This window comes from Romboutsia sp. MSSM.1001216sp_RTP31141st1_G3_RTP31141_220114 (assembly GCF_039031195.1).
In the GTDB taxonomy this organism is placed as follows: domain Bacteria; phylum Bacillota; class Clostridia; order Peptostreptococcales; family Peptostreptococcaceae; genus Romboutsia_C; species Romboutsia_C hominis.
Genome location: NZ_JBCIUO010000001.1, coordinates 1021124 through 1039752 on the forward strand (window position 1 = coordinate 1021124; position 18629 = coordinate 1039752).

Consider the following 18629-nt stretch of genomic DNA (forward strand, 5'->3'; position numbering starts at 1 on the left):
ACTTTTTGACACAGCATAGTTATTATTTTAAAATAGATAAACCACTTTTCTTGAATAATACTGTATTTACGAAGTATCTAACAGCATCCATAGCATGATCCATAACTTTTACTGGTTTATCCTCTCCTCGCGTTACAGCTTTTTCATCCCAAACATAAGAAAAGAACTCTTTAAACGTATTTATACAAATATCATTAAATTGTATAAGTACATTATTTAAAGCAGTTCCTACGTTTCTTATACCTTCCATAACATCATTTTTAGCTTTCTTAACCTTATACTTTCTATTCTCTTTAATTAAAGTTATGAAAGATGCTGCAGAGGGATCTATTATTATAGCTTTTGGTTTTATACCTCCTAAGAAATCAACTAAATCATTATAATACTGATTGTCTGTCTTTTGCTTTCCTGTATCTCTACCGCTGTAATAATACTCTTTAACCGCATACCATATACCTTTATATTTACCCCAAAGAATAAATGCAGTAGCATTCTGAGTACCATAGTCAATACTAACATAATGTTCTGTATAGTCTCTTAATATACTTTTGACCTTATGCTTTGTTTCATCAAACATATCATATATAACACCTTCGGCTTGGCACCAAAGACCTAATATATATCTTTTGTAAAAGACACCAGTAAACATACGTCTGAATCTTTCTTTTACTTTATCCGATAAGCTTAAGTTATCATCCATTGTAAAATGCAAATAACAAATCAATTTTTCTCTAGCTTTATCAATAAATTCAGTCTTAATATAATGATATGGTCCTGCTGGGTTACAGTTCATAAATATCTTAGCACCATCAACTGAACATCTACCTATCATCTGATCTATAAAGTTTTGAGGGAATAATGCTACCTCATCTGCTAATGCTCCTGCTGCTGTTAAACCTTGTAACTTATCTTGAGAAGCTTCATTATTAGCATCATACATATAGTATGTGTTACTGCCTATAATTAAATAATTCTCTGATCTGTTGTACTCAAACTTCCACCCCCAAGCATTTAATATCTGCTTCATTGGCTCTATAACATTCTTTTTTAAGGAACCTATAGTCTTACCTGCTATTATAAAAGTTTCTCCATCGAACTTAGTTTGAGTAAATTGTAAAAAGCTACATAACATTGATATAGTCTTTCCACTTCTTATAGCTCCATCTGCTATAACTATATCGTGATCTTCATACTTAGATCCTTTTCTCCACCAGTTAAGAAGCTTAAGTTGTTTTCTTGAAAAAGGCTTAAATTCAAACTTCTTAGACTCTCTTTTCTTATTCTTACGTCTAAGTAGTGCCATCTTCTTCACCTTCTTCATCATCAAACAATGATTTTATCTCGTCCTCACTCATGGATGTAGCTTTTAAGAAGCTTTGTATAGCTTCATTATTATCACTATCTTCATCTCCTAAAGTTTTATATTTTTCAAGCTCTAGTTTTTCTTTATCGATATTAGCTTTTAATTCATCCATTTCAAACTTATGTAATGTATCTATGGCCTTTTGCTTTTTATCCTGAACTCTGGTTAATGCTTCTTCTATGTTTTGTATCTTATTTAATTTACTTTCGTAGTTTACTAAGCTAACTTCTGAATCGCCTTGTGTCCCATGAGTTTCAGCATCTATTACAACTTCTTGAGATTGTTTTAAATCTTCTATTCTTTTCAACATTCTTCTTTCTCTAACTGTTAGAAGCTGTATCTCCTGTTTTAATAGTTTCATTTTTTCAAATGAGATATTATCTACTAATTCAAGTTCGTCTTCTTCTAATGTATCAAAGAATATTGTCTCAAATTCTCCTGTAGTGACCGCGTTTTTATTTCCTGGTCTTGCTTGTAATGGATATGAATCTTTAGTTAATCTAGACTTAGCTTTTTTACTTACTTTCTGTATCTTACCTTTTTCATTTTCTTTTGGAGTACTCCGTATTTCTTTTTGGAGTACTCCATTTAATTTACTATTCCATTTATCCTTAACCTTCCATCCTGATATAGTCTTTTCTGATATATCTAGAATCTTAGCAATCTCTCTATTTGCAATATTTCCATTTGATTCTTTATATATCTCAAAAGCTTTATCTCGATTTGGACTTCTTACTCTAGCCACATCACCACCTCGCTTATTCGTCGTTTTGAGAATAAAAAAAGAACTCTACGAGAGAGCTCTTAAGATAATGTTAAAAAACTTTTTATTTCTTTTAATCCATTGTAAACTTTTCCAAATTTAGAATTTTCTTTAAGATATATTTTTCCTCTTGATGTAATTTCCGCAGATAATACTAAGCTCGGTAGCCCCTTTGTTTTTGCATATTTACAATTTATTAAACCATCTTTTTCAAGCCTTAATATTATTTTTCCATATATTTCGCTATTTATATTATAATCTTCTTTCGTAGGTATTATAGGTTTTTCACCTAAAATCATCCTATTTTCATTATCTTCTAATTCCTTTAGTATACTATAGATTATTTTTTCCATAATATCACCTCACTTTCAAGTATATAATTCTACTTAATCCGAAGTTTTCCTTCTTTTTTTTATTAAATTTATCAAATTTCTTTTATATAAAAATAAAGTTTAATCTATATTTACTTTTGTACCCGGTTTGTTTTGTAAAATTAATATTTATAAAGATGCGAATCCTACAATTATATTTATTAATATCGCATTAAGAATATAGTATATAGCTTCTAAACTTCTTCCATTTTTCATTTTTATCGAAGAAAATATCCAATAAAATGCACTGATAAATAATACAATAATAATGAGTATATTTTTTATTAAATTCATATTATCCTTTAACTCCTCTCAACTCATTTGCATCGTCTATAGGTATTCCTACCATATCTTGAACAATTTTTATTTCGTTTCCATTAACAACTATACTTGTGTGAGGATTATGTCTTTCATTTAAATATTCGATTAAAGGCTTACACATATCTCTTAACATTTCTATTTCTTTTTCTTCCCATATTTTATTCATATCCAAGCACTCCTTTTACATTATTCAACAATAAAAAAGACCTATGAATAATCATAAGCCTTTCTTAATGTTGAATAAAAATTAAACAGAAACAAGTTTTAAGTCCCTATTTATCCTTAGAGACTGTATGAGATAGTTAAAACATTTCTTTTAAGTCCATATTTAGCAAGTTTCAGGAGTTGCACCTGATATACTACTATTTGCATGTTGCTAGACAGATGAAAGCTGCCTAGCCTTTGAGGAGAAAATAACTAAAAAAAGTTTAGGAACTATAATTTCCTATGATACTATAATACCACCTTATTTAATCAATTTGTTCCGAAGTTTTTCCGGAATTTTTCCGTAGGTTTTCCGATTTTTTAAGCCAAAAATTTTTCCATTGGAGTATCTTTCATATTATGATGAGGATACATCGTATTTATAGATTTTTTAATCATTCTGTATCTTATATTGTAGTATTTATCCCTACCTACATTTATTTTTTCTGCATACATAGTCCAATCTTTAATCTTTAATGTATATCTTATTTTAAACATTTCTTTTTCTTCATGATTAAAGTTTCTTTTAGCTCTTTCAATTCTTTTTATATCCCTCTCTTTTTTTCTTTTTAACTTTTTTAAATTCTCTAGTATCTTCATTTTTTGCATTACTTCTATTTCTACACTAGATTCTATGTTACAGCTTTTTTGAACTTTCTCACTGTATTCTATAGCGCCACAACCTCTATACTCATAATCTTCTTCTATAAATTCTATCTCTTCCTCTAAATTTTTAATTTCTTCTTTTGTATCTTCGTAATTATAAAACATAGCCTCTACTTGTCTAAAAAGAGGATCATCTTCTACTTCTTCTATATCTTCTATATTCTCAATCATAGTTAGGCTCCTTTCTTCTTTTCTCTGTATATCTTCTTTAAATCTTCATACACTATCCATTGCCCATCAATAGTTGCATGTTTTAGATTTCTACATATCCAAGTTAATCTTTTATCTCTGTAGCGAAAGTCCCACATCTTTCTTCTTAATTCTCCCTGCTGTGTTGCAGTACCTAGAGACTTTACATCTACATATTCTACTGATCCATCATTATGAAATATTGCAAAATCTGGAGTATATGTTATAGCCCTATACTTTTTTCCATCTTTCGTAAAACTATCTTGAAGTACAAATTTTTCTTGTAATCCAAAGTCTCTTATTTCCCCTTTTTCTTTACGTTCTTTCAAGTATAAATAATATAAACTTTCATCTTTTGAATCGAAAGTAATCCTATCAATTGTTACCTTTTTTGATTTATATTTACTCATAATCATCCTTTCTTTTATCATATAGTTATCATTATCAGTTTAATTGTGGTACTGCACTGATAATAATAACTTTTCATGTAAAATTATTGTTTTAATTATCTAACCCACTTCACAAATACATCCTTATTATCAATATATGGCTAGTGCTGTAACTAATTACAAACTGTATTCTATTTTTTATATTTCGTATCTATAATTTATTTATCTTTTGCAGATACTATTTACTAAAGGAGGTGCATCGATGAATTTAAAAAAATTAAGCGTTATATTCTCGATAATTTTAATTATCTTTGCAAGTAGTATCAATAATTCTTATGCTATTAAAACTATATCTCCACCCCCCATTGACAATGAATATATAAAATCACTAGAAGTTATAGACAATTATATGTCCATCTTAGTTAAATCTGTTTATATAGAAAATCTTGATAAAGATCAAATTTCTAAAGATATTAAATTTATAGAAACATTAATTAATAATCTAACTATCAAAACTTCAAAGCTTGGTGAAAAAGACAATGATGTTATTTTATCCATGCAGATTATATTAGATTATTATAAAATATCTATCATAAATGTAAAAAAATTTATAAATGACAAAGATACTGATGCATTAATAAGTGCTACTACTTCTTTCTCACTAGGTTATAACTCTTCATCTGTTTTGAGAACAATTATAGGTAAAGCGAGTTAAAAATTTCTCGCTTTTTCTATAATCTGAATTATTGTTCAGTTCTCCTCTGGAGATATGCATATTTGATTATTATCATCTATAAATCACTTATCGTAACTTTCTGGAATAATTGTCATGCACTTTTTACTTTCTTTGTATAACACAATGTTGTTATTCCATAACCCATTTTTATATACATGAATATCATAATACTTTAATAACTACTTGCTATCCCCTTCTTTATATGCTTCATTCAGCATCTTAACTATTGCTACTAATCCATTAATCCAAGTAATGTGTAGCATTTTACTATATCTGTTGCTGCTAGCTTCTTTAAGTCATGCTTTTCTATAGTTATTCCGTTGTATCTATCTACAAATGAGTATTTACAAGCGATATCTATTTGCTCTTTAAATTGTCTTTTAAGCTCTGTAATTAGTTCATTTTTCTTTATCAACTTAAGATTAGCAGTAGCTATTTTTATGTAATCTTCATTAAGCTCTTCATTTTTAGTTACTTGCTCATTTAATGAATTTTCAAGTTCTTTTATTCTTTTCCTTAACTCAATAGTTTCTTTATTTTTATCTATTATGATATTCTCAAACTCTCCTGATTTCTTTTTTAACACACCTATTCTATTCTCTGCTAATGCATTTTTATTTACTAATTCTTCACATCTATTTCTTAGACCGCTTATAACTATTGCATCTGCTGCTGCATCACTTTCAAGTGTAATTATTTTATCTTCTTTTGCATCTAAATCTCTTTCTAACTTAGCTACTATTCCTTCATGTTTTTTCTTAGTTATTATCATTTGTTAAATCCCCCTCATATTATTTTTCTAAATAAGTTTTTTCCAGATACTCTATCTCAAATGTATTAAAATCTTTTCTACGTTTTCTCCATATGATCTCATGTCTTCTTACATGAGCTTCAAACTTAGGTAACTCAAATATAGACTGTATAGTTGTCTTTTTATCTTCCTCTATTATCCTGTTAAATTCTTTTTGATTTTGATACTTCCAAAAGTCTAAGTTTATATCCGATTCTATAGGTTGCAGTTCAATATCTTTAATTACTTGTTTAAACACTCTAATCTCCTCCTTTGCTCTTCTTCAATATATCTATCTAGAATTTGACTTAAATCCACTATTATTTCATGGTTTTCATGCTTTACATATAGCTCTGTAAGTGCATTTTTTAATTATTCCATGTCCCTTGCTCCAGTTCCAAGATGTTCTTATCCATTTTTTTATGGTAAGCTTCTTCCAAGTCATTTAAATCAAATCCTAGACTGTATATCAACTCTACAAATAATGGAACTATCTTATCTGTTAAAGTATACCTAGCTGTTCTTTTATTCCATGTAAGTCTATTTATCTTGTCATTTAGACCAATTACTGTAATCTCTGGAGCTGTTATTTGAATTTCTTGAACTTCTGCAATTAATTTAACCCCCAGAAAGTTTGCAGTATTTCCTATCCAGCTAAGTAGATCCGCACATTCTTCTATTACATGATATATATCAATTTTTTCTTTACTGTAGTTTTTATGTATCTTTGCTGCATTAACTATTTCATATAACTCACTATTTAAACCTAATATAAAGCTATATGGCACGTTATATATATCACTTGGTTGTTCTATACCTTTCTTCTCTTCTAAAAGTTTAGAAAAGCGTTTTTGTTTGCCTAATACATACGTGAAATCTATTATTTTGCTATTCATTTTCTAATCCCCCTTATTATCTTTTGTTAATTCTTCCTCAGCTATTTTTATAGCTGTTAATATATCATATCCATCTTCTTTCCATAGCCTTTTAGAAAGTTCTAATAATTCGCTTATTCTTGATAGTTCCATATCCATTAACCAGCCTTATTTATAGGTTTTAAATAAGGACTTATAGACCCCATTGGTATACCTAACATCATTGATATTTCTTTGTATTTGAATCCTTTCTGTTTTAGAGATATTACTTCCAACCTTCTCTCTTCATTTTTTTCTTTTATTATTATTTCTTTTTGTTTACGATCTATATAATCTACACCACTTTCAATTGAAGTTAGTTTTTCTCTAATTTTATTTAACTTTCTCCCTGCTGTAGGTTGACTTGTTTTTAAAACATTGGCTATTTGTCGTTGACTATATCCACTTTTTCTAAGTTTTAATACTAGCTTTTCTTCTTCATCCAATATTTTGTATAGTTCTTTTATGTTTTGCATAAATTCTATTTCTTCAAATCCATACTCTATATCTTCTAATGTATCTCCAACTGTAATATCCTTATTCTCATTATTATTTATTGTCTTATCTAGAGATATCTCTGGATTATCATAGTGTTTTTTTACATATCTAGCTATATATTTACTCATATATCCTCTTATACAAACTACTGCTAATGTACCAAATGAGCCTTTGCTTTCATCATATATCCTCGCAGCTTTAAATAATCCTATACATCCTTCTTGATATAAGTCTTCTATAAGTTCTGGATATCTAGATTTAAATGCCTCATACCATTTATTTAATACAAACCCTACGATGTTTATATTTTCATTAACTAATTGATTTACATATTCATTTGTATTCATTTATTTTCCCCTTTTTCTATTTCTCTTTTGATTTTATCTGCGAATATTGCTATAAGTTCTCTATCTTTAGGAGCCGTATAGTTTTTATACAACTCCCTTTGCTCTTGTAAATATTCATCTAATGTTTTCTGCTCCATTAATAACCTACCTAATTAAACTTTTCTCTTTGAGCTTTTTCTATTATTGCCTCTAGTTCATCCTCACTATATTGCATAAATGTTTGATCAAAATTAGCAAATTTATTTGAAGGTATTGAATAATTAGTATTGTTTTGGTTTACACTAGCCTTATAATCATTTTTTAAAGCTGATATTAGTAATCCCATAGCATCTCTAGTGTTCGGGTTACCTTTTACATATTCCAGCTTCTCAATTAAATAATTAATATCTTTTCTAGTAGCTATAAAAGTATTAGCTACTCTTTTTATATCATTTTCTTCTAAATTAAAATATTTTCTTATTTCTTCTATAACCACCATCAGCTCTTTTTGTGTTACGTTATTGTGGTTGTTATTATTATTGTTATTGTTATTGTTATTGTTATTCCCCCCGTCACGATTTACGTCACGTAGTTCGTCACATTCAATATTAATGTAGTTATCAAATATTTCTCTTATTTTTTTATTTTCAACCTTACTTCCAACTAACTTTACAAGTTCCATATCTTTTATTTTTGAAAGTTCATTTTTTACACAGTTTTCAATTGGTGTTCCTGCTCTTGGAAAATTATACTTTCCCCAATTTTTTATGGCTAATTCCCTAGTTTCAGGGTTATACTTTATTATCTTGTGATGATTTTCAAATCTATCCATTAAAGCATTTACACTTTCTATTGAGTATCCAATTTCAAATGCTATTTGCTTCTTAGTTATCTGATAAATCCCTATTTGAGTTGTCTTAGGGTTAGTTATCAAATATAAGTAAAATAATTTATCTTCTGGTGTCATTTCTTCTATCACTCTAGGATCTTGCCAAAATGTAACATGCACTGGTCTATATAATGCCATCTATATCACCTACTTATCTTTCGTTACTAAATATTATTGTTAGGATTAGAAGTGGTAATGTGTAGAATACCACCACTTCTTTTATGAATCCCATTAGTTAATCTCTTCCAAAGTTACTTGTCCTTCTTGTATCTCAACTTCTACGAAATCTGTATCTATAACTATATTGTTTATCTCTTTTGGCTCATATTTAGAAAGTAAATCTAATATTTCATCCACTTCCTCGTATTTAAGTTCTTTTAAGTTATAACCATTACTATCACAAAATTCTTCCATCTTGCTTATATCTTTAGGTTTTTCATAATCGTATAAACCTTTCATGCTAGCTAACTTCATTATTCCTTGTTTTTGTCCTGCTGTGGCATATCCAACTTTAACTTCTTTTTCTGGTAGCTTTTCAGTTCTTCCCATTTCTTCTTGTTGATACAGTCCTCTTAGTTCATTAGGGAAAGCTTCTCTTAGTGCTTGTGATTGAGCTACTTTCCTTATCATAGTTGCTCCTTTACTTGACCACATACTATTTAAAGTTCCATCATTTTTCTTTTGAGCATATTCTTCAAAACTAACTAATGCTTTTGTAGGATAATCTTTATCTTTTAAGTAAACTTCACACCATCCACCTACTAATTCCTCACCCGGTAGCTTTAAAGATCCTTCTCTTTCTTGTATTTGACCGCTTTTATCTAATATAACTATTCCCGCTTTCATTCCATTAAAGTTAGGATTTTCTGATGCTCTTTTTATAAAGACATCCTTACCTACTATTATTTGTGCAGGTTGACTTCCAAACTTAACTAGATAAGCATCCCTTACAAAAGGGTTAAGTTTTTGAGCCTTACATAGTTCTATAAACATTAATACATCTTGATCTGTAGCTTTACTATTACCACTAGTAAGATAATTTCTTACTGTATCTGCTGTTAATACTTGTCCACCATCCATTTTATATTCTGCTAGTGCTAATGCACTTGTTTTAGCTTGTACAACTTCTCTACTCATTAGTTACTACCTCCATATTTTCTATATTAAATTTAAGCGCATCTACTATCCCTTTTTCATAATCATCATAAGGATTTTTAAATCCATTTATTGTTTCATCTAAATCTTTAATGAAATCATTTATATTCCAATCTTCTCTATGCTTTCTTATACAAAACCCTAATGCTTCTATTTGGCCATCTCTAAAATCTTCTGATTTTCCCAAAGTTAATTGTAAGCTTGTTCTTAAAGTTTCTAATTTTTCTATCATCATATAACCTCTTTTGTGTTATAATATAATCAGTTTTTTATTTTTATTTTGGCCTTTTATAAGGCTCTTTTTTTATATCTGTACATCTACTGGCCTACTGTTATGCAGTTCTTCCATTTCTATAGCAAATTCTATTTCATCAATTTCTTCTTCTAAATCTTTATATTTCTTATATGCTTGTTTCTTTAGTCTTTCTTTATCTTCTGCAAACATATTCCTATCATCTCTTAGCTTATAACTTAATGCTAAGTACTCTAGGTAAGCATCTTTCCTTATTTGCGATAACTTCTCAAGCATTTTATACCTCCTATCTTGTAAAACCCTTGATTTTACCATCTTTAACTATAAATGCTAGTCCAGTTTCTTCATAAAACTTATTAACTTCTTCCAAAGTTAAACTACTTAAGTTCACTAACAATATCATTCATCACCTACTTGTACTAATTTTTTATATTCAAGAATTGCTATTTATCAGCAACTCTCAATTCACCCCTTCTATACATTCCAAGTAATATATCTTCATTAGCTTTTCTAATATCTTCAAGCACTTCATCTATTTCTTCTTGAGTCATAGGTCTCCCAAGTATTTGCTCTGGTGTTATAATCCTTATAATTGCATTTTCAGTTTCATACACTTTTGCATATTCCAAATTTTTCACCCCTTACTACTTTATGTTTACAAAAATTTGTCCTATGATATTAATTTTTCTACACTTAAATCTAAGACTTTTGCTAATCTACCTACTGTGGAGCTGGTAACTGTACATTCTGTATTTAAAACTCTATGTATTGTACATCTACTTAACTTTGATTGTTCAGATATTTGGGTTATGGTTAACCCACTCTCTAATATTGATTTTTTTAAAATACTTTTATTTATTCTGAATTTCATTTATTTACCTCCATTTTATTTGATAATTTCATCTACTGTTACTCCTAAAGCATCTGATATTGCTTTAATAGTTCTTATAGTTGGATTTGTATTTTTACCATTTAACAAATCATATACGTTACTTCTATATAACTTTGCCTTATCTGCTAACTCAAATGCCTTAATATTACTTTTTTCTAGTAATTTTGATAAATTTTTATCTATTTCCACTTTTAGTAACTCCTTCATGATATGATATAATTAGGTTTTAACCTAAAATTATTTGAAAAGGCGGTGATATCATGCAAGAACTTAGAATATCCATAGAACGTCGTTCTCAAGAAGAAACTAATACTCTAATTGATAGCTTTAAAATTTGTGGATGGGAGTATCATGGTAACTACAATTTTGTAGATACTCATATATTCGCAGTCTTTACTTGGTCTCAAAATAGTGAACCTATTTATCCTGAGGGGTACGAACAACATAAAGCTGTATATCCTGTTCATTCTCAGGGGATAAATTAGTCAATAATGTAGGATTAAACATTGGAATCGCTCCATTTGATATTAACTCATTATATTTTTTTTCATCTGTAGTTATATAAAAATGTGACGATTCCAATACCCCATAATCTATTGTTACTGAAATATCTTTGCTTTTCATAATTTTCCTCCATATCGTTTATTTATTAGAAATTCCATTTGTATTTTTATCTTGAGCAGGTCTTTCTTTAAATTCTAAATACTCTTCTACACTATTAAATTCTATTGTTATTTTCATAAGTTCCCTCCTATGCTATCTCTTGATATTCTTTTAGTAATTTATTTAGTATGTATTCCTGTCCTTTACCTGTTATTTTCATTGTTTGATAAGTAAATGTCCCTGTTTGTGTATTTCTAACACCTTCCACAACCTCAAATAACCCTTGTTCTATATATTGTTGTTTAGGTTCATTTTTATTTTTAAAGATTAATCCCCAATCTCTTAATTTTTGGTACAGTTTTCTCTCTCCTATAACTATTCCACCTTTTTTAGATGAAATTACTTTTGCTACTTCTCTAACTAATAATGTGTTTTCTGATGATGCTATTTGATTTATAAACCTATTTTTATCTTCAAGTTCTCTAGTCTTTGCTTTTAAAAGTTCATCTTTTTTATCTATTGTCTTTTGTGCTACCATTAAAGCCTTTGCCATTATTGTTGCATCGTCATCTTCTTCGTTTGTTGGTATGTACCCACCTGTTAGCCTTATTTGCTTAAGCATCTTTTTTACTTCTTTTTTGAATTTCTTTGCTATAGGTTTTCTACTTTGCATTAATACTTCGTATAGTCCATCTTCTGTTAAAAAAGTCATTTCTCTATTTTGACCTGCTCGGAATATTATTCCGTTCAGCTTTTCATCTTCATCTACATTATTTATCATCTTATTTACAGATGAACTATCATATCCTATCCATTCAGCTACGTCTTTTGCTAAAAATTTTGGATTTTCTAAATCTCCATAAGTTGTAATTTCCATTCCTAAAATTTCTCTTTTATCAATCACTTGTAAATTATTCATATTAACCCTCCTTTTGTTACTTATTAAGTAACTTAATTTTTTAAAAAAATCTCCATAGGATTTTTTATGTTTAAAATTATTATCATTTTCTCAATTTCATCTGATCCAAATACACCTTTTTTTAGCTTCGTACTTAATGTTTTGGACGATATACCCAGTTCTTCTGCTAATTTTTTTTGAGTATATCCCTCAGCTTTCATTCTTCACTTAATTTCATTTACTTGTATCATTTCTGCACCTCCTTCGTTACTTCTTAAGTAACATTTTACATACACATATATTCTATGTCAATACCTATTGAGTAACTTTTTTCTTTTTTTTTGAAATTTTTGTTGCTTATAAAGTAATTTTTGTTATATATTTAAGTGGTAACAAACATTATAAATACGAATCGAGGTGAAAGCTAAATGGGATTAAAAGAAAACATAAAAAACAAGCGATTGGAACTTGGCTTAACATTAGAAGAAGTTTCAAATAAAATCGGGATTAAGAAACCAACATTACAAAGATATGAAAGTGGAGTTATATCAAATATTCCATCAGATAAAATAGAAGCACTTGCAGAAGTATTTGATGTATCTCCAGCATACCTAATGGGATGGGAAGGAAAAAGGGAAACTAAATCAACATATAATCCAAATGTTATAACTGAAAAAGATGAAAAAAGTATTCAAAAAGATTTAAAAAAAATTATGGATGATTTTAAATCTGGACAAGATGGTCCTGCTTTTTATAACGGAGTAGAACTTGATGAAGAAGAATTAGAACTTATAGAACAAGCTATGGAATTGGCATTAAGAAGTGCAAAAATTAAAAATAAGGCTAAATATACACCTAAAAAATATAGGAAAGATGAATAGGGATATATAAGGGGGGTTTTATGAAGTCAGATATACCAAAAATAGTTTCTAGCTTAATAAAAAAACATAATACTAGAAACCCTTATACTCTAGCTCAGTGTTTAGATATAGAAATAATAGAGCATAATTTATCAACTGCTTATGGTATGTATAAATTAGTCAACCGAAATAAATTTATATTTTTAAATTCTAAGCTAGACGACATAACTAAAAATTTTGTGCTGTCGCATGAGTTAGGGCATGCCATATTGCACAGAACCAGCCCAGGTTTTTACTTCAAAAATCATACGTTAATGAGAACTTCTGTATTTGAAAAAGAGGCAAATACTTTCGCAGCTGAATTAATTATTCCTGATAGTGATTTTACAGAGGCTCTAGATTACGGGTATACAATCCCTCAAATAGCTTCTGCTTTCAATGTTACAGAAGACTTGATTGAATTAAAACTTGAGAATTTACAATAAAAAAGATGTAGTTTTTATACTACATCTTTTTTATTAACATAAAACTTTTGTGTCAATATTAAACTCATTATTTTCTATCACTTTAGATTGTCTATATTCACTTGCTTCTGCTATTTTTGTAAATTCTACAACTTTGTTATGGTTCAATTTTACTTCTTGCTCTATTTCATTTAAAGATACTTTGAAAAATTCTTTTCTAAGATTTACTCTATTAACACTTCTATTTTCAAATCTTTTATGTAATGCTCTTTCTAAGGATGGTGCATCTTCACTAAAGATCATGGCATGAACATCAAATTTAAAAGGAACTGATGCTCCCCCTAATTCCATAACTCTATCCATTGGTTCTAATCTTCTAGTCATTCCTATTTTATAAATGTTTTCTCCAAATGATCCTATGTTAGAAATTATATATACATATCCCGCTCTTGTATTTTTCTCTCTATTTACTATATCTTCTTTAGTCTTTTCTATTTCAGCTAATTTATTTTCTAATTCTTCTAACTTATTTAGTAGTTTATTTTTATCTTCTTCTGATGCTTTTATTAACTTATTCTTTATATCATTTATTGCATTATTAAAATGAGTTTCTTCTTTTTCTATTTTCTTTTTAGCTAATTCTATCTCTTTTAGTGCCTTTGCTTCTTCTCTCATTCTTTCTTTTATTTCTCTTTGTTCTTCTTTTTCTTCTTGTAGTTTTTTTTCAAACTCATGCTTTAAATATAATTCTTCTAATTTTAATTTTAGATATTCATTCTTTATAGATACATTTTGCATATCAGTCAGTTTATTTAAATCTTCATATACTTTTCTTATTTTTTTCTCAGCACTAACTATATTGCTATACTTTACTTTAGAAATTATATTATCGCATTCATTATTAAAAGCTCTCAAAATTAACTTTACAGTATCTAAAATAAATTCTTTACCTCTTTTTTTATCATTATTCAGTGTCCATGTCAACGAATGATGAGTTGCTACTTTTCCTTTGATCATGTCCTTCTGTCTATTTCTTATAATTTTCAACTTTTCTTTATATAACTCTGAATTTTCAAATCCATATTTAACTTTATACATTCCGAAGGATTCCATCAATAGGTCTTCTTCTAAACAATAACTTTCTTCTTTTAACTCTTTTACCTTTAAATTTAGTGATTCTATATCAAATTTAATTTCTTGTTTTCTTAAATTCTTTTTTTCTATTTCTTTATTTATTTCTTCTAATAAATCCTTTGCACTCATATAATCAATTTCATCTTTTGTTAATTCTATTTTTTTTAATTGATTTATAAGATCATTTTTTTCGTTTGTTAAATTTTCAATCTCTGTTTTATACTTTTTAATTTAAAAAAAATCAAATATTCCCATTTAAAATCTCCTTTATGGTTTATTTAAATAAACTCTAATGTACATTATCCAAAAATCAATTTTTGGAATAAGTTCTTCTAAATCTCCATATATAGTTTCAGAATCAAAGTAACTATAGCTTACTTGAATATAATGTTTTTTGCCTTGCAATTTTACACTACCTACATATCCATTCCAATGTTTTACAGAAATTCTACCATCATACATTCTAGTTAAAGATATTGCATTATTATCTTTTTCATCTAAATTCTCATATAAATAATTAAAGAATTCTTTTTCTAATTCATTTATTTCAAAATTTTTTTTAGGTGGATCCACATTATTTTTTATTGGATATTTTAAATTACTTAATGTAATCTCTTTATTTTCATCAATTGTTTTCTTAAGTTTAAATCGTAACATATGAAATCTCCAAATAATTATTTTTTTCCGAAAAGCACTATAACATATAAATTTATATTTGTGTATCAGAAAGCACCTATTTTTAAGTTTTAATTTTCTTCAAGGATTATACTCCAATGTATCAATGTATATTTTATTTAAAATCATTAGATTTTTGCTTAAAACTCAAAATAAAGGTACTGTTATATAACTACAGTGCCTTTACTTTTTATCTAGCAAATCTATTTTAATACACCTTTTTCTATACATTTACCTTCTGATTTTTTATATAAATAATATTTATATTCATCTTTCTCTCTATGTACAATTATCTCATATATTGCATCTTTGCTCATTTCTAATGTATCCTTTAATGTATATCCTTCCTCATATATGTATACTGTTAACATATTTAATTTTTTACCTTTATAATTATCGATGAAATCTTTTACTATTTCTTCTGCATTTAATAAATCATCTGTTTGTTCTATTCCAATAAATACATTTTCTTTATTTTCTCCTTTTACTGCGCTTCCTAAAATGTTATACTCATTCCTATGGTCTATAACTTTTTTCATTTTACCTGATATAGTATATTTTACATCATTGTTATTAAATTTCATTTCCATGTTAGCAGAATGCCCTGGTTCTATTTTTAAGGTTCCATAATTCTCCATTAAATCTACATTCTCAAATTTTACAGTTCCTTCAAATTCATATTCTTTATTTGTATTATGAACCTCTACTAAATAATTATGTTTAAGCTCTAGTTTATTACTCGATATTGCCTCATCTAATTCAATAATATTTCCTTTTAAGTCTATTACATTAACTTTTATAAATTCTTCGGGATCTATTTCTTCTTTAGTTACAATTTCTTTCAACTCAGAACTATTATTCTTAGTTTTTCCATGAACTAATGTAACTACAGTAGTACATATAAAAATAAATCCTACGACAATCATTAAGTAGTATCTTTTTTTCTCCACAAGCATTCCTCCTTTTTAATATTTAATTTTTATTAAAAAGCAATATATCATATAGTTTTTTGTTTGTATATGTAAAAGTACTGTTTTTAAGTTTTAACCGTCCATTGAATGGGTAATACGTTTAATAGAATCCTTATTAAAGTGGATTCTCCGATTTTACGTTTAGAACATAAAATTGTTCAAACCTCAATAAATAAAAGCACAGTAGTTTATTCTACTGTACTTTTATTTTTATTATTTAAAAAACATATTTATAATTAATAAGATAATTAATAAAATCGATATGGTTGACTCTCCTATATAATATATAGTATATTTCTTTTCATTTAATTTTTTAATTTTTTTTAATCCATATATAAAATCACACGCTATTACTATTAATGCTATTACTATAGAAATTGTATTATATTCAAAAGCAATTATTAAATATAGTGCTATAAATAAAACTATGAAAAGCCATATAGGTACACCTAATGTTTTAAATTTTATTTCTCGAAATTCCGAACTTGTTATTTTATATTTCTTCTTCATAAAATTTGAAAATATACATTGTAAAATTAAAGTTACTATCAATGATATTATTAAAATATATGTCATTTCTGCCACCCCTTATTAATTGAAATGTATTTTCTATATTTTACCATTATTTGAATACTATCTGTAAATTCTTGCCTTTATTTAACTTTTTTGTAATATTTCCAATAAAAAAAGACTAGGTTTATCTAGACCTTCATAATAACTTATTAATTTATATTTATAGATAAAAAACTATATTTTAAAGTTTCAGTATTACATATAATGGGTAGTATATTTAATATAATCCTTATTGAAGTGGATTCTCAAGTTTTACAGTTAGAACAATATAATTTTGTTCAATTTTTTCTTAAACCTCAAAATAAAAGCACTGTGATTATACAACAGTGCTTTTATTCTATCTAGTTTATTTGAAATAATATTATATTCATTTCATGCTTCTACAAGGACTAAATTCAATTCCTCATGGAAATTTTTAAGAGTTGAAAATTTATATCTTCTATCTTTATTATGTTGATTTTTTTCGAACTTTTTTATGTAACCATCTATGTACTTTATTACTTCTTTGCAAATTACAGGATATTTAGTATTTATTCTGATTTTTTGCTTATATGGTATCTGTAATTCAGTTTGAGGTATAATATATGAACTATCATTTATTATCAATAATTTTCGATAATCTAGCCCAGCATCTGGTTTATCTTTACTAGGAACAGAAAATCCAATTTTTCCGCAGTTTTTAGGTAACGCTGTTCTTAGTGGTACATATACATCATTATCTTTATATTTTATGTGTATATATAAGTATAACCGATTTACTTGTTTATCTATGTTATTATTTTGGTCTAATAGTTCCACATACTGATTATTATACTTTTCAAAATATGATTTATCTATTAATACCATCTCAAATTTTAAATTCACCTTAGATTGTTTAGGTACATTTCTTGTCATTTAAAATTTATCCTCTCATCAAATTATACAAAAAAAGGAACATCTAATAGATGCTCCTTTTTCATTCACTTTTTTGGTTTTCGTTTGAATGAGGGAACCAACTAAAACGCCTCAACTTTTTTTGGTTTTCGTTTGAATGAGGGAACCAACTAAAACGCCTCAACTTTTTCCTAATAACATTATATCAAAAAAATATATTTTTGCAACCAATTCTTTAATATTTTATTGAAATCTCATTTTAACTTCTTCTATTGACTCAATTATTATAACAAGTTTTTGATATTAATAATATATAGTATGATTTAATTTTACCAAAAATAAATATATCACATAAATTTATATTTTTATATAAAAAATCCTATTTTTAAGTTTTAATCTTCCATATAATGGGTAATATGCTTAATATAATCCTTTTGTGGATTAGTCTCCGTTTTATCAATGTATATTTTATTTAAAATCATTAGAATTTTGCTTAAAGCTCAAAATAAAAGCACAGTAGCATAAGCTACTGTGTTTTTATTATTTACTATTTATATGTAAAATTATATTTTAAAAAATTTTTATTAAATTTAATAATTTGCAGTAGTTTTTATTTTTCATTTAAATATAAAACATATTTTTATAATTAATAATATAATTAATAAAAATGATATTACCGACTCTCCTATATAGTATATAATGTATTTATTTTCATTTAATTTTTTAACCTTTTTCAATCCATATAGAAACTCCCCTACCACTAATAGTAATGTTATTATTATAAAAATAATATTATATTCAAGCATAATTACTAAATATATCGCTATAAATAAAACTATGAAAAACCATACTGGCTTGT

Annotated in this window: 29 protein-coding genes; 4 read left to right on the top strand and 25 right to left on the bottom strand. The window is 27.0% G+C overall.

Going from position 1 to position 18629, the window contains the following annotated elements:
* Positions 1–22 precede the first annotated feature (22 nt).
* From ABCP60_RS05165 to ABCP60_RS05190, 6 genes are all read right to left on the bottom strand, one after another.
* Positions 23–1303: a PBSX family phage terminase large subunit gene (locus ABCP60_RS05165; RefSeq protein ID WP_343101382.1), complete on the bottom strand. Its 1281-nt coding sequence runs from the start codon at positions 1301–1303 to the stop codon at positions 23–25.
* A complete protein-coding gene (gene terS, locus ABCP60_RS05170; protein WP_343101383.1) occupies positions 1290–2108 on the bottom strand; it encodes a phage terminase small subunit in 819 nt (272 codons plus the stop codon). Before terS ends, ABCP60_RS05165 begins: the two co-directional genes overlap by 14 nt.
* A gap of 59 nt (positions 2109–2167) precedes the next feature.
* The gene (locus ABCP60_RS05175) at positions 2168–2479 is read right to left on the bottom strand and encodes a YjcQ family protein (RefSeq protein ID WP_343101384.1); all 312 of its coding nucleotides are present in this window, start codon (positions 2477–2479) and stop codon (positions 2168–2170) included.
* A gap of 313 nt (positions 2480–2792) precedes the next feature.
* Complete coding sequence (locus ABCP60_RS05180; RefSeq protein WP_343101385.1) at positions 2793–2984, bottom strand: hypothetical protein; 192 nt, start codon at positions 2982–2984, stop codon at positions 2793–2795.
* Between the two features lie 359 nt (positions 2985–3343).
* Entirely contained in the window at positions 3344–3859 is a 516-nt protein-coding gene (locus ABCP60_RS05185) for a hypothetical protein (RefSeq protein WP_343101386.1), read from the bottom strand.
* A gap of 2 nt (positions 3860–3861) precedes the next feature.
* A complete protein-coding gene (locus ABCP60_RS05190) occupies positions 3862–4287 on the bottom strand; it encodes a DUF1064 domain-containing protein (RefSeq protein ID WP_343101387.1) in 426 nt (141 codons plus the stop codon).
* Between the two features lie 241 nt (positions 4288–4528).
* On the opposite strand from ABCP60_RS05190, the gene ABCP60_RS05195 reads away from it, so the two are divergent.
* Positions 4529–4981, top strand: a complete 453-nt coding sequence (locus ABCP60_RS05195; protein ID WP_166505441.1) for a hypothetical protein — start codon at positions 4529–4531, stop codon at positions 4979–4981.
* A 253-nt stretch (positions 4982–5234) separates the two neighbouring features.
* Here ABCP60_RS05195 and ABCP60_RS05200 read toward each other — a convergent pair whose 3' ends face one another.
* The 13 genes from ABCP60_RS05200 to ABCP60_RS05260 form a co-directional block, all read right to left on the bottom strand.
* Positions 5235–5774, bottom strand: coding sequence for a hypothetical protein (locus tag ABCP60_RS05200; RefSeq protein ID WP_343101388.1), 540 nt, complete (start codon positions 5772–5774; stop codon positions 5235–5237).
* A gap of 19 nt (positions 5775–5793) precedes the next feature.
* On the bottom strand, positions 5794–6051 hold the full coding sequence (locus ABCP60_RS05205; RefSeq protein ID WP_343101389.1) for a hypothetical protein: 258 nt from the start codon (positions 6049–6051) through the stop codon (positions 5794–5796).
* Between the two features lie 109 nt (positions 6052–6160).
* Entirely contained in the window at positions 6161–6688 is a 528-nt protein-coding gene (locus ABCP60_RS05210; RefSeq protein ID WP_343101390.1) for a dUTP diphosphatase, read from the bottom strand.
* Between the two features lie 3 nt (positions 6689–6691).
* Positions 6692–6820, bottom strand: a complete 129-nt coding sequence (locus ABCP60_RS05215) for a hypothetical protein (protein WP_343101391.1) — start codon at positions 6818–6820, stop codon at positions 6692–6694.
* Between the two features lie 5 nt (positions 6821–6825).
* Entirely contained in the window at positions 6826–7551 is a 726-nt protein-coding gene (locus ABCP60_RS05220; RefSeq protein WP_343101392.1) for a sigma-70 family RNA polymerase sigma factor, read from the bottom strand.
* Positions 7548–7688, bottom strand: a complete 141-nt coding sequence (locus ABCP60_RS05225; RefSeq protein WP_166505447.1) for a hypothetical protein — start codon at positions 7686–7688, stop codon at positions 7548–7550. The genes ABCP60_RS05220 and ABCP60_RS05225 overlap by 4 nt, the downstream gene beginning before the upstream one ends.
* An 11-nt stretch (positions 7689–7699) precedes the next feature.
* On the bottom strand, positions 7700–8557 hold the full coding sequence (locus ABCP60_RS05230) for a hypothetical protein (protein WP_343101393.1): 858 nt from the start codon (positions 8555–8557) through the stop codon (positions 7700–7702).
* A gap of 93 nt (positions 8558–8650) precedes the next feature.
* Positions 8651–9556 carry a phage recombination protein Bet gene (gene bet / locus ABCP60_RS05235; protein WP_343101394.1) on the bottom strand — a complete coding sequence of 302 codons (906 nt, stop codon included), beginning with the start codon at positions 9554–9556 and terminating at the stop codon, positions 8651–8653.
* A complete protein-coding gene (locus ABCP60_RS05240; RefSeq protein ID WP_343101395.1) occupies positions 9549–9806 on the bottom strand; it encodes a hypothetical protein in 258 nt (85 codons plus the stop codon). Before ABCP60_RS05240 ends, bet begins: the two co-directional genes overlap by 8 nt.
* A 72-nt stretch (positions 9807–9878) precedes the next feature.
* A complete protein-coding gene (locus tag ABCP60_RS05245; RefSeq protein WP_343101396.1) occupies positions 9879–10103 on the bottom strand; it encodes a hypothetical protein in 225 nt (74 codons plus the stop codon).
* Positions 10104–10270: 167 nt separating this feature from the next.
* The gene (locus ABCP60_RS05250; protein WP_343101397.1) at positions 10271–10456 is read right to left on the bottom strand and encodes a hypothetical protein; all 186 of its coding nucleotides are present in this window, start codon (positions 10454–10456) and stop codon (positions 10271–10273) included.
* 41 nt (positions 10457–10497) lie between these two features.
* Positions 10498–10698, bottom strand: a complete 201-nt coding sequence (locus tag ABCP60_RS05255; RefSeq protein ID WP_343101398.1) for a helix-turn-helix domain-containing protein — start codon at positions 10696–10698, stop codon at positions 10498–10500.
* Positions 10699–10713: 15 nt separating this feature from the next.
* Positions 10714–10908 carry a helix-turn-helix transcriptional regulator gene (locus ABCP60_RS05260; RefSeq protein WP_343101399.1) on the bottom strand — a complete coding sequence of 65 codons (195 nt, stop codon included), beginning with the start codon at positions 10906–10908 and terminating at the stop codon, positions 10714–10716.
* Between the two features lie 71 nt (positions 10909–10979).
* Here ABCP60_RS05260 and ABCP60_RS05265 point away from each other — a divergent pair, with 71 nt between their 5' ends.
* Complete coding sequence (locus tag ABCP60_RS05265) at positions 10980–11204, top strand: hypothetical protein (RefSeq protein WP_343101400.1); 225 nt, start codon at positions 10980–10982, stop codon at positions 11202–11204.
* 266 nt (positions 11205–11470) lie between these two features.
* Here ABCP60_RS05265 and ABCP60_RS05270 read toward each other — a convergent pair whose 3' ends face one another.
* Complete coding sequence (locus ABCP60_RS05270) at positions 11471–12241, bottom strand: phage antirepressor KilAC domain-containing protein (protein WP_343101401.1); 771 nt, start codon at positions 12239–12241, stop codon at positions 11471–11473.
* A 407-nt stretch (positions 12242–12648) separates the two neighbouring features.
* Between ABCP60_RS05270 and ABCP60_RS05275 the strand changes: the two genes are divergently transcribed.
* The gene (locus ABCP60_RS05275; RefSeq protein ID WP_343101402.1) at positions 12649–13101 is read left to right on the top strand and encodes a helix-turn-helix transcriptional regulator; all 453 of its coding nucleotides are present in this window, start codon (positions 12649–12651) and stop codon (positions 13099–13101) included.
* Positions 13102–13121: 20 nt separating this feature from the next.
* Entirely contained in the window at positions 13122–13565 is a 444-nt protein-coding gene (locus tag ABCP60_RS05280; RefSeq protein ID WP_343101403.1) for an ImmA/IrrE family metallo-endopeptidase, read from the top strand.
* A 33-nt stretch (positions 13566–13598) separates the two neighbouring features.
* On the opposite strand, the gene ABCP60_RS05285 is transcribed toward ABCP60_RS05280, so the two are convergent.
* From ABCP60_RS05285 to ABCP60_RS05305, 5 genes are all read right to left on the bottom strand, one after another.
* Complete coding sequence (locus ABCP60_RS05285; protein WP_343101404.1) at positions 13599–14807, bottom strand: DUF4041 domain-containing protein; 1209 nt, start codon at positions 14805–14807, stop codon at positions 13599–13601.
* A gap of 138 nt (positions 14808–14945) precedes the next feature.
* Complete coding sequence (locus tag ABCP60_RS05290) at positions 14946–15335, bottom strand: hypothetical protein (RefSeq protein ID WP_343101405.1); 390 nt, start codon at positions 15333–15335, stop codon at positions 14946–14948.
* A gap of 221 nt (positions 15336–15556) precedes the next feature.
* Positions 15557–16303 carry a hypothetical protein gene (locus tag ABCP60_RS05295; protein ID WP_343101406.1) on the bottom strand — a complete coding sequence of 249 codons (747 nt, stop codon included), beginning with the start codon at positions 16301–16303 and terminating at the stop codon, positions 15557–15559.
* A gap of 234 nt (positions 16304–16537) precedes the next feature.
* The gene (locus tag ABCP60_RS05300; protein ID WP_343101407.1) at positions 16538–16900 is read right to left on the bottom strand and encodes a hypothetical protein; all 363 of its coding nucleotides are present in this window, start codon (positions 16898–16900) and stop codon (positions 16538–16540) included.
* Positions 16901–17269: 369 nt separating this feature from the next.
* Positions 17270–17791 (bottom strand): hypothetical protein, encoded by a 522-nt coding sequence (locus ABCP60_RS05305; RefSeq protein ID WP_343101408.1) that lies wholly within the window; start codon positions 17789–17791, stop codon positions 17270–17272.
* Positions 17792–18629 lie beyond the last annotated feature (838 nt).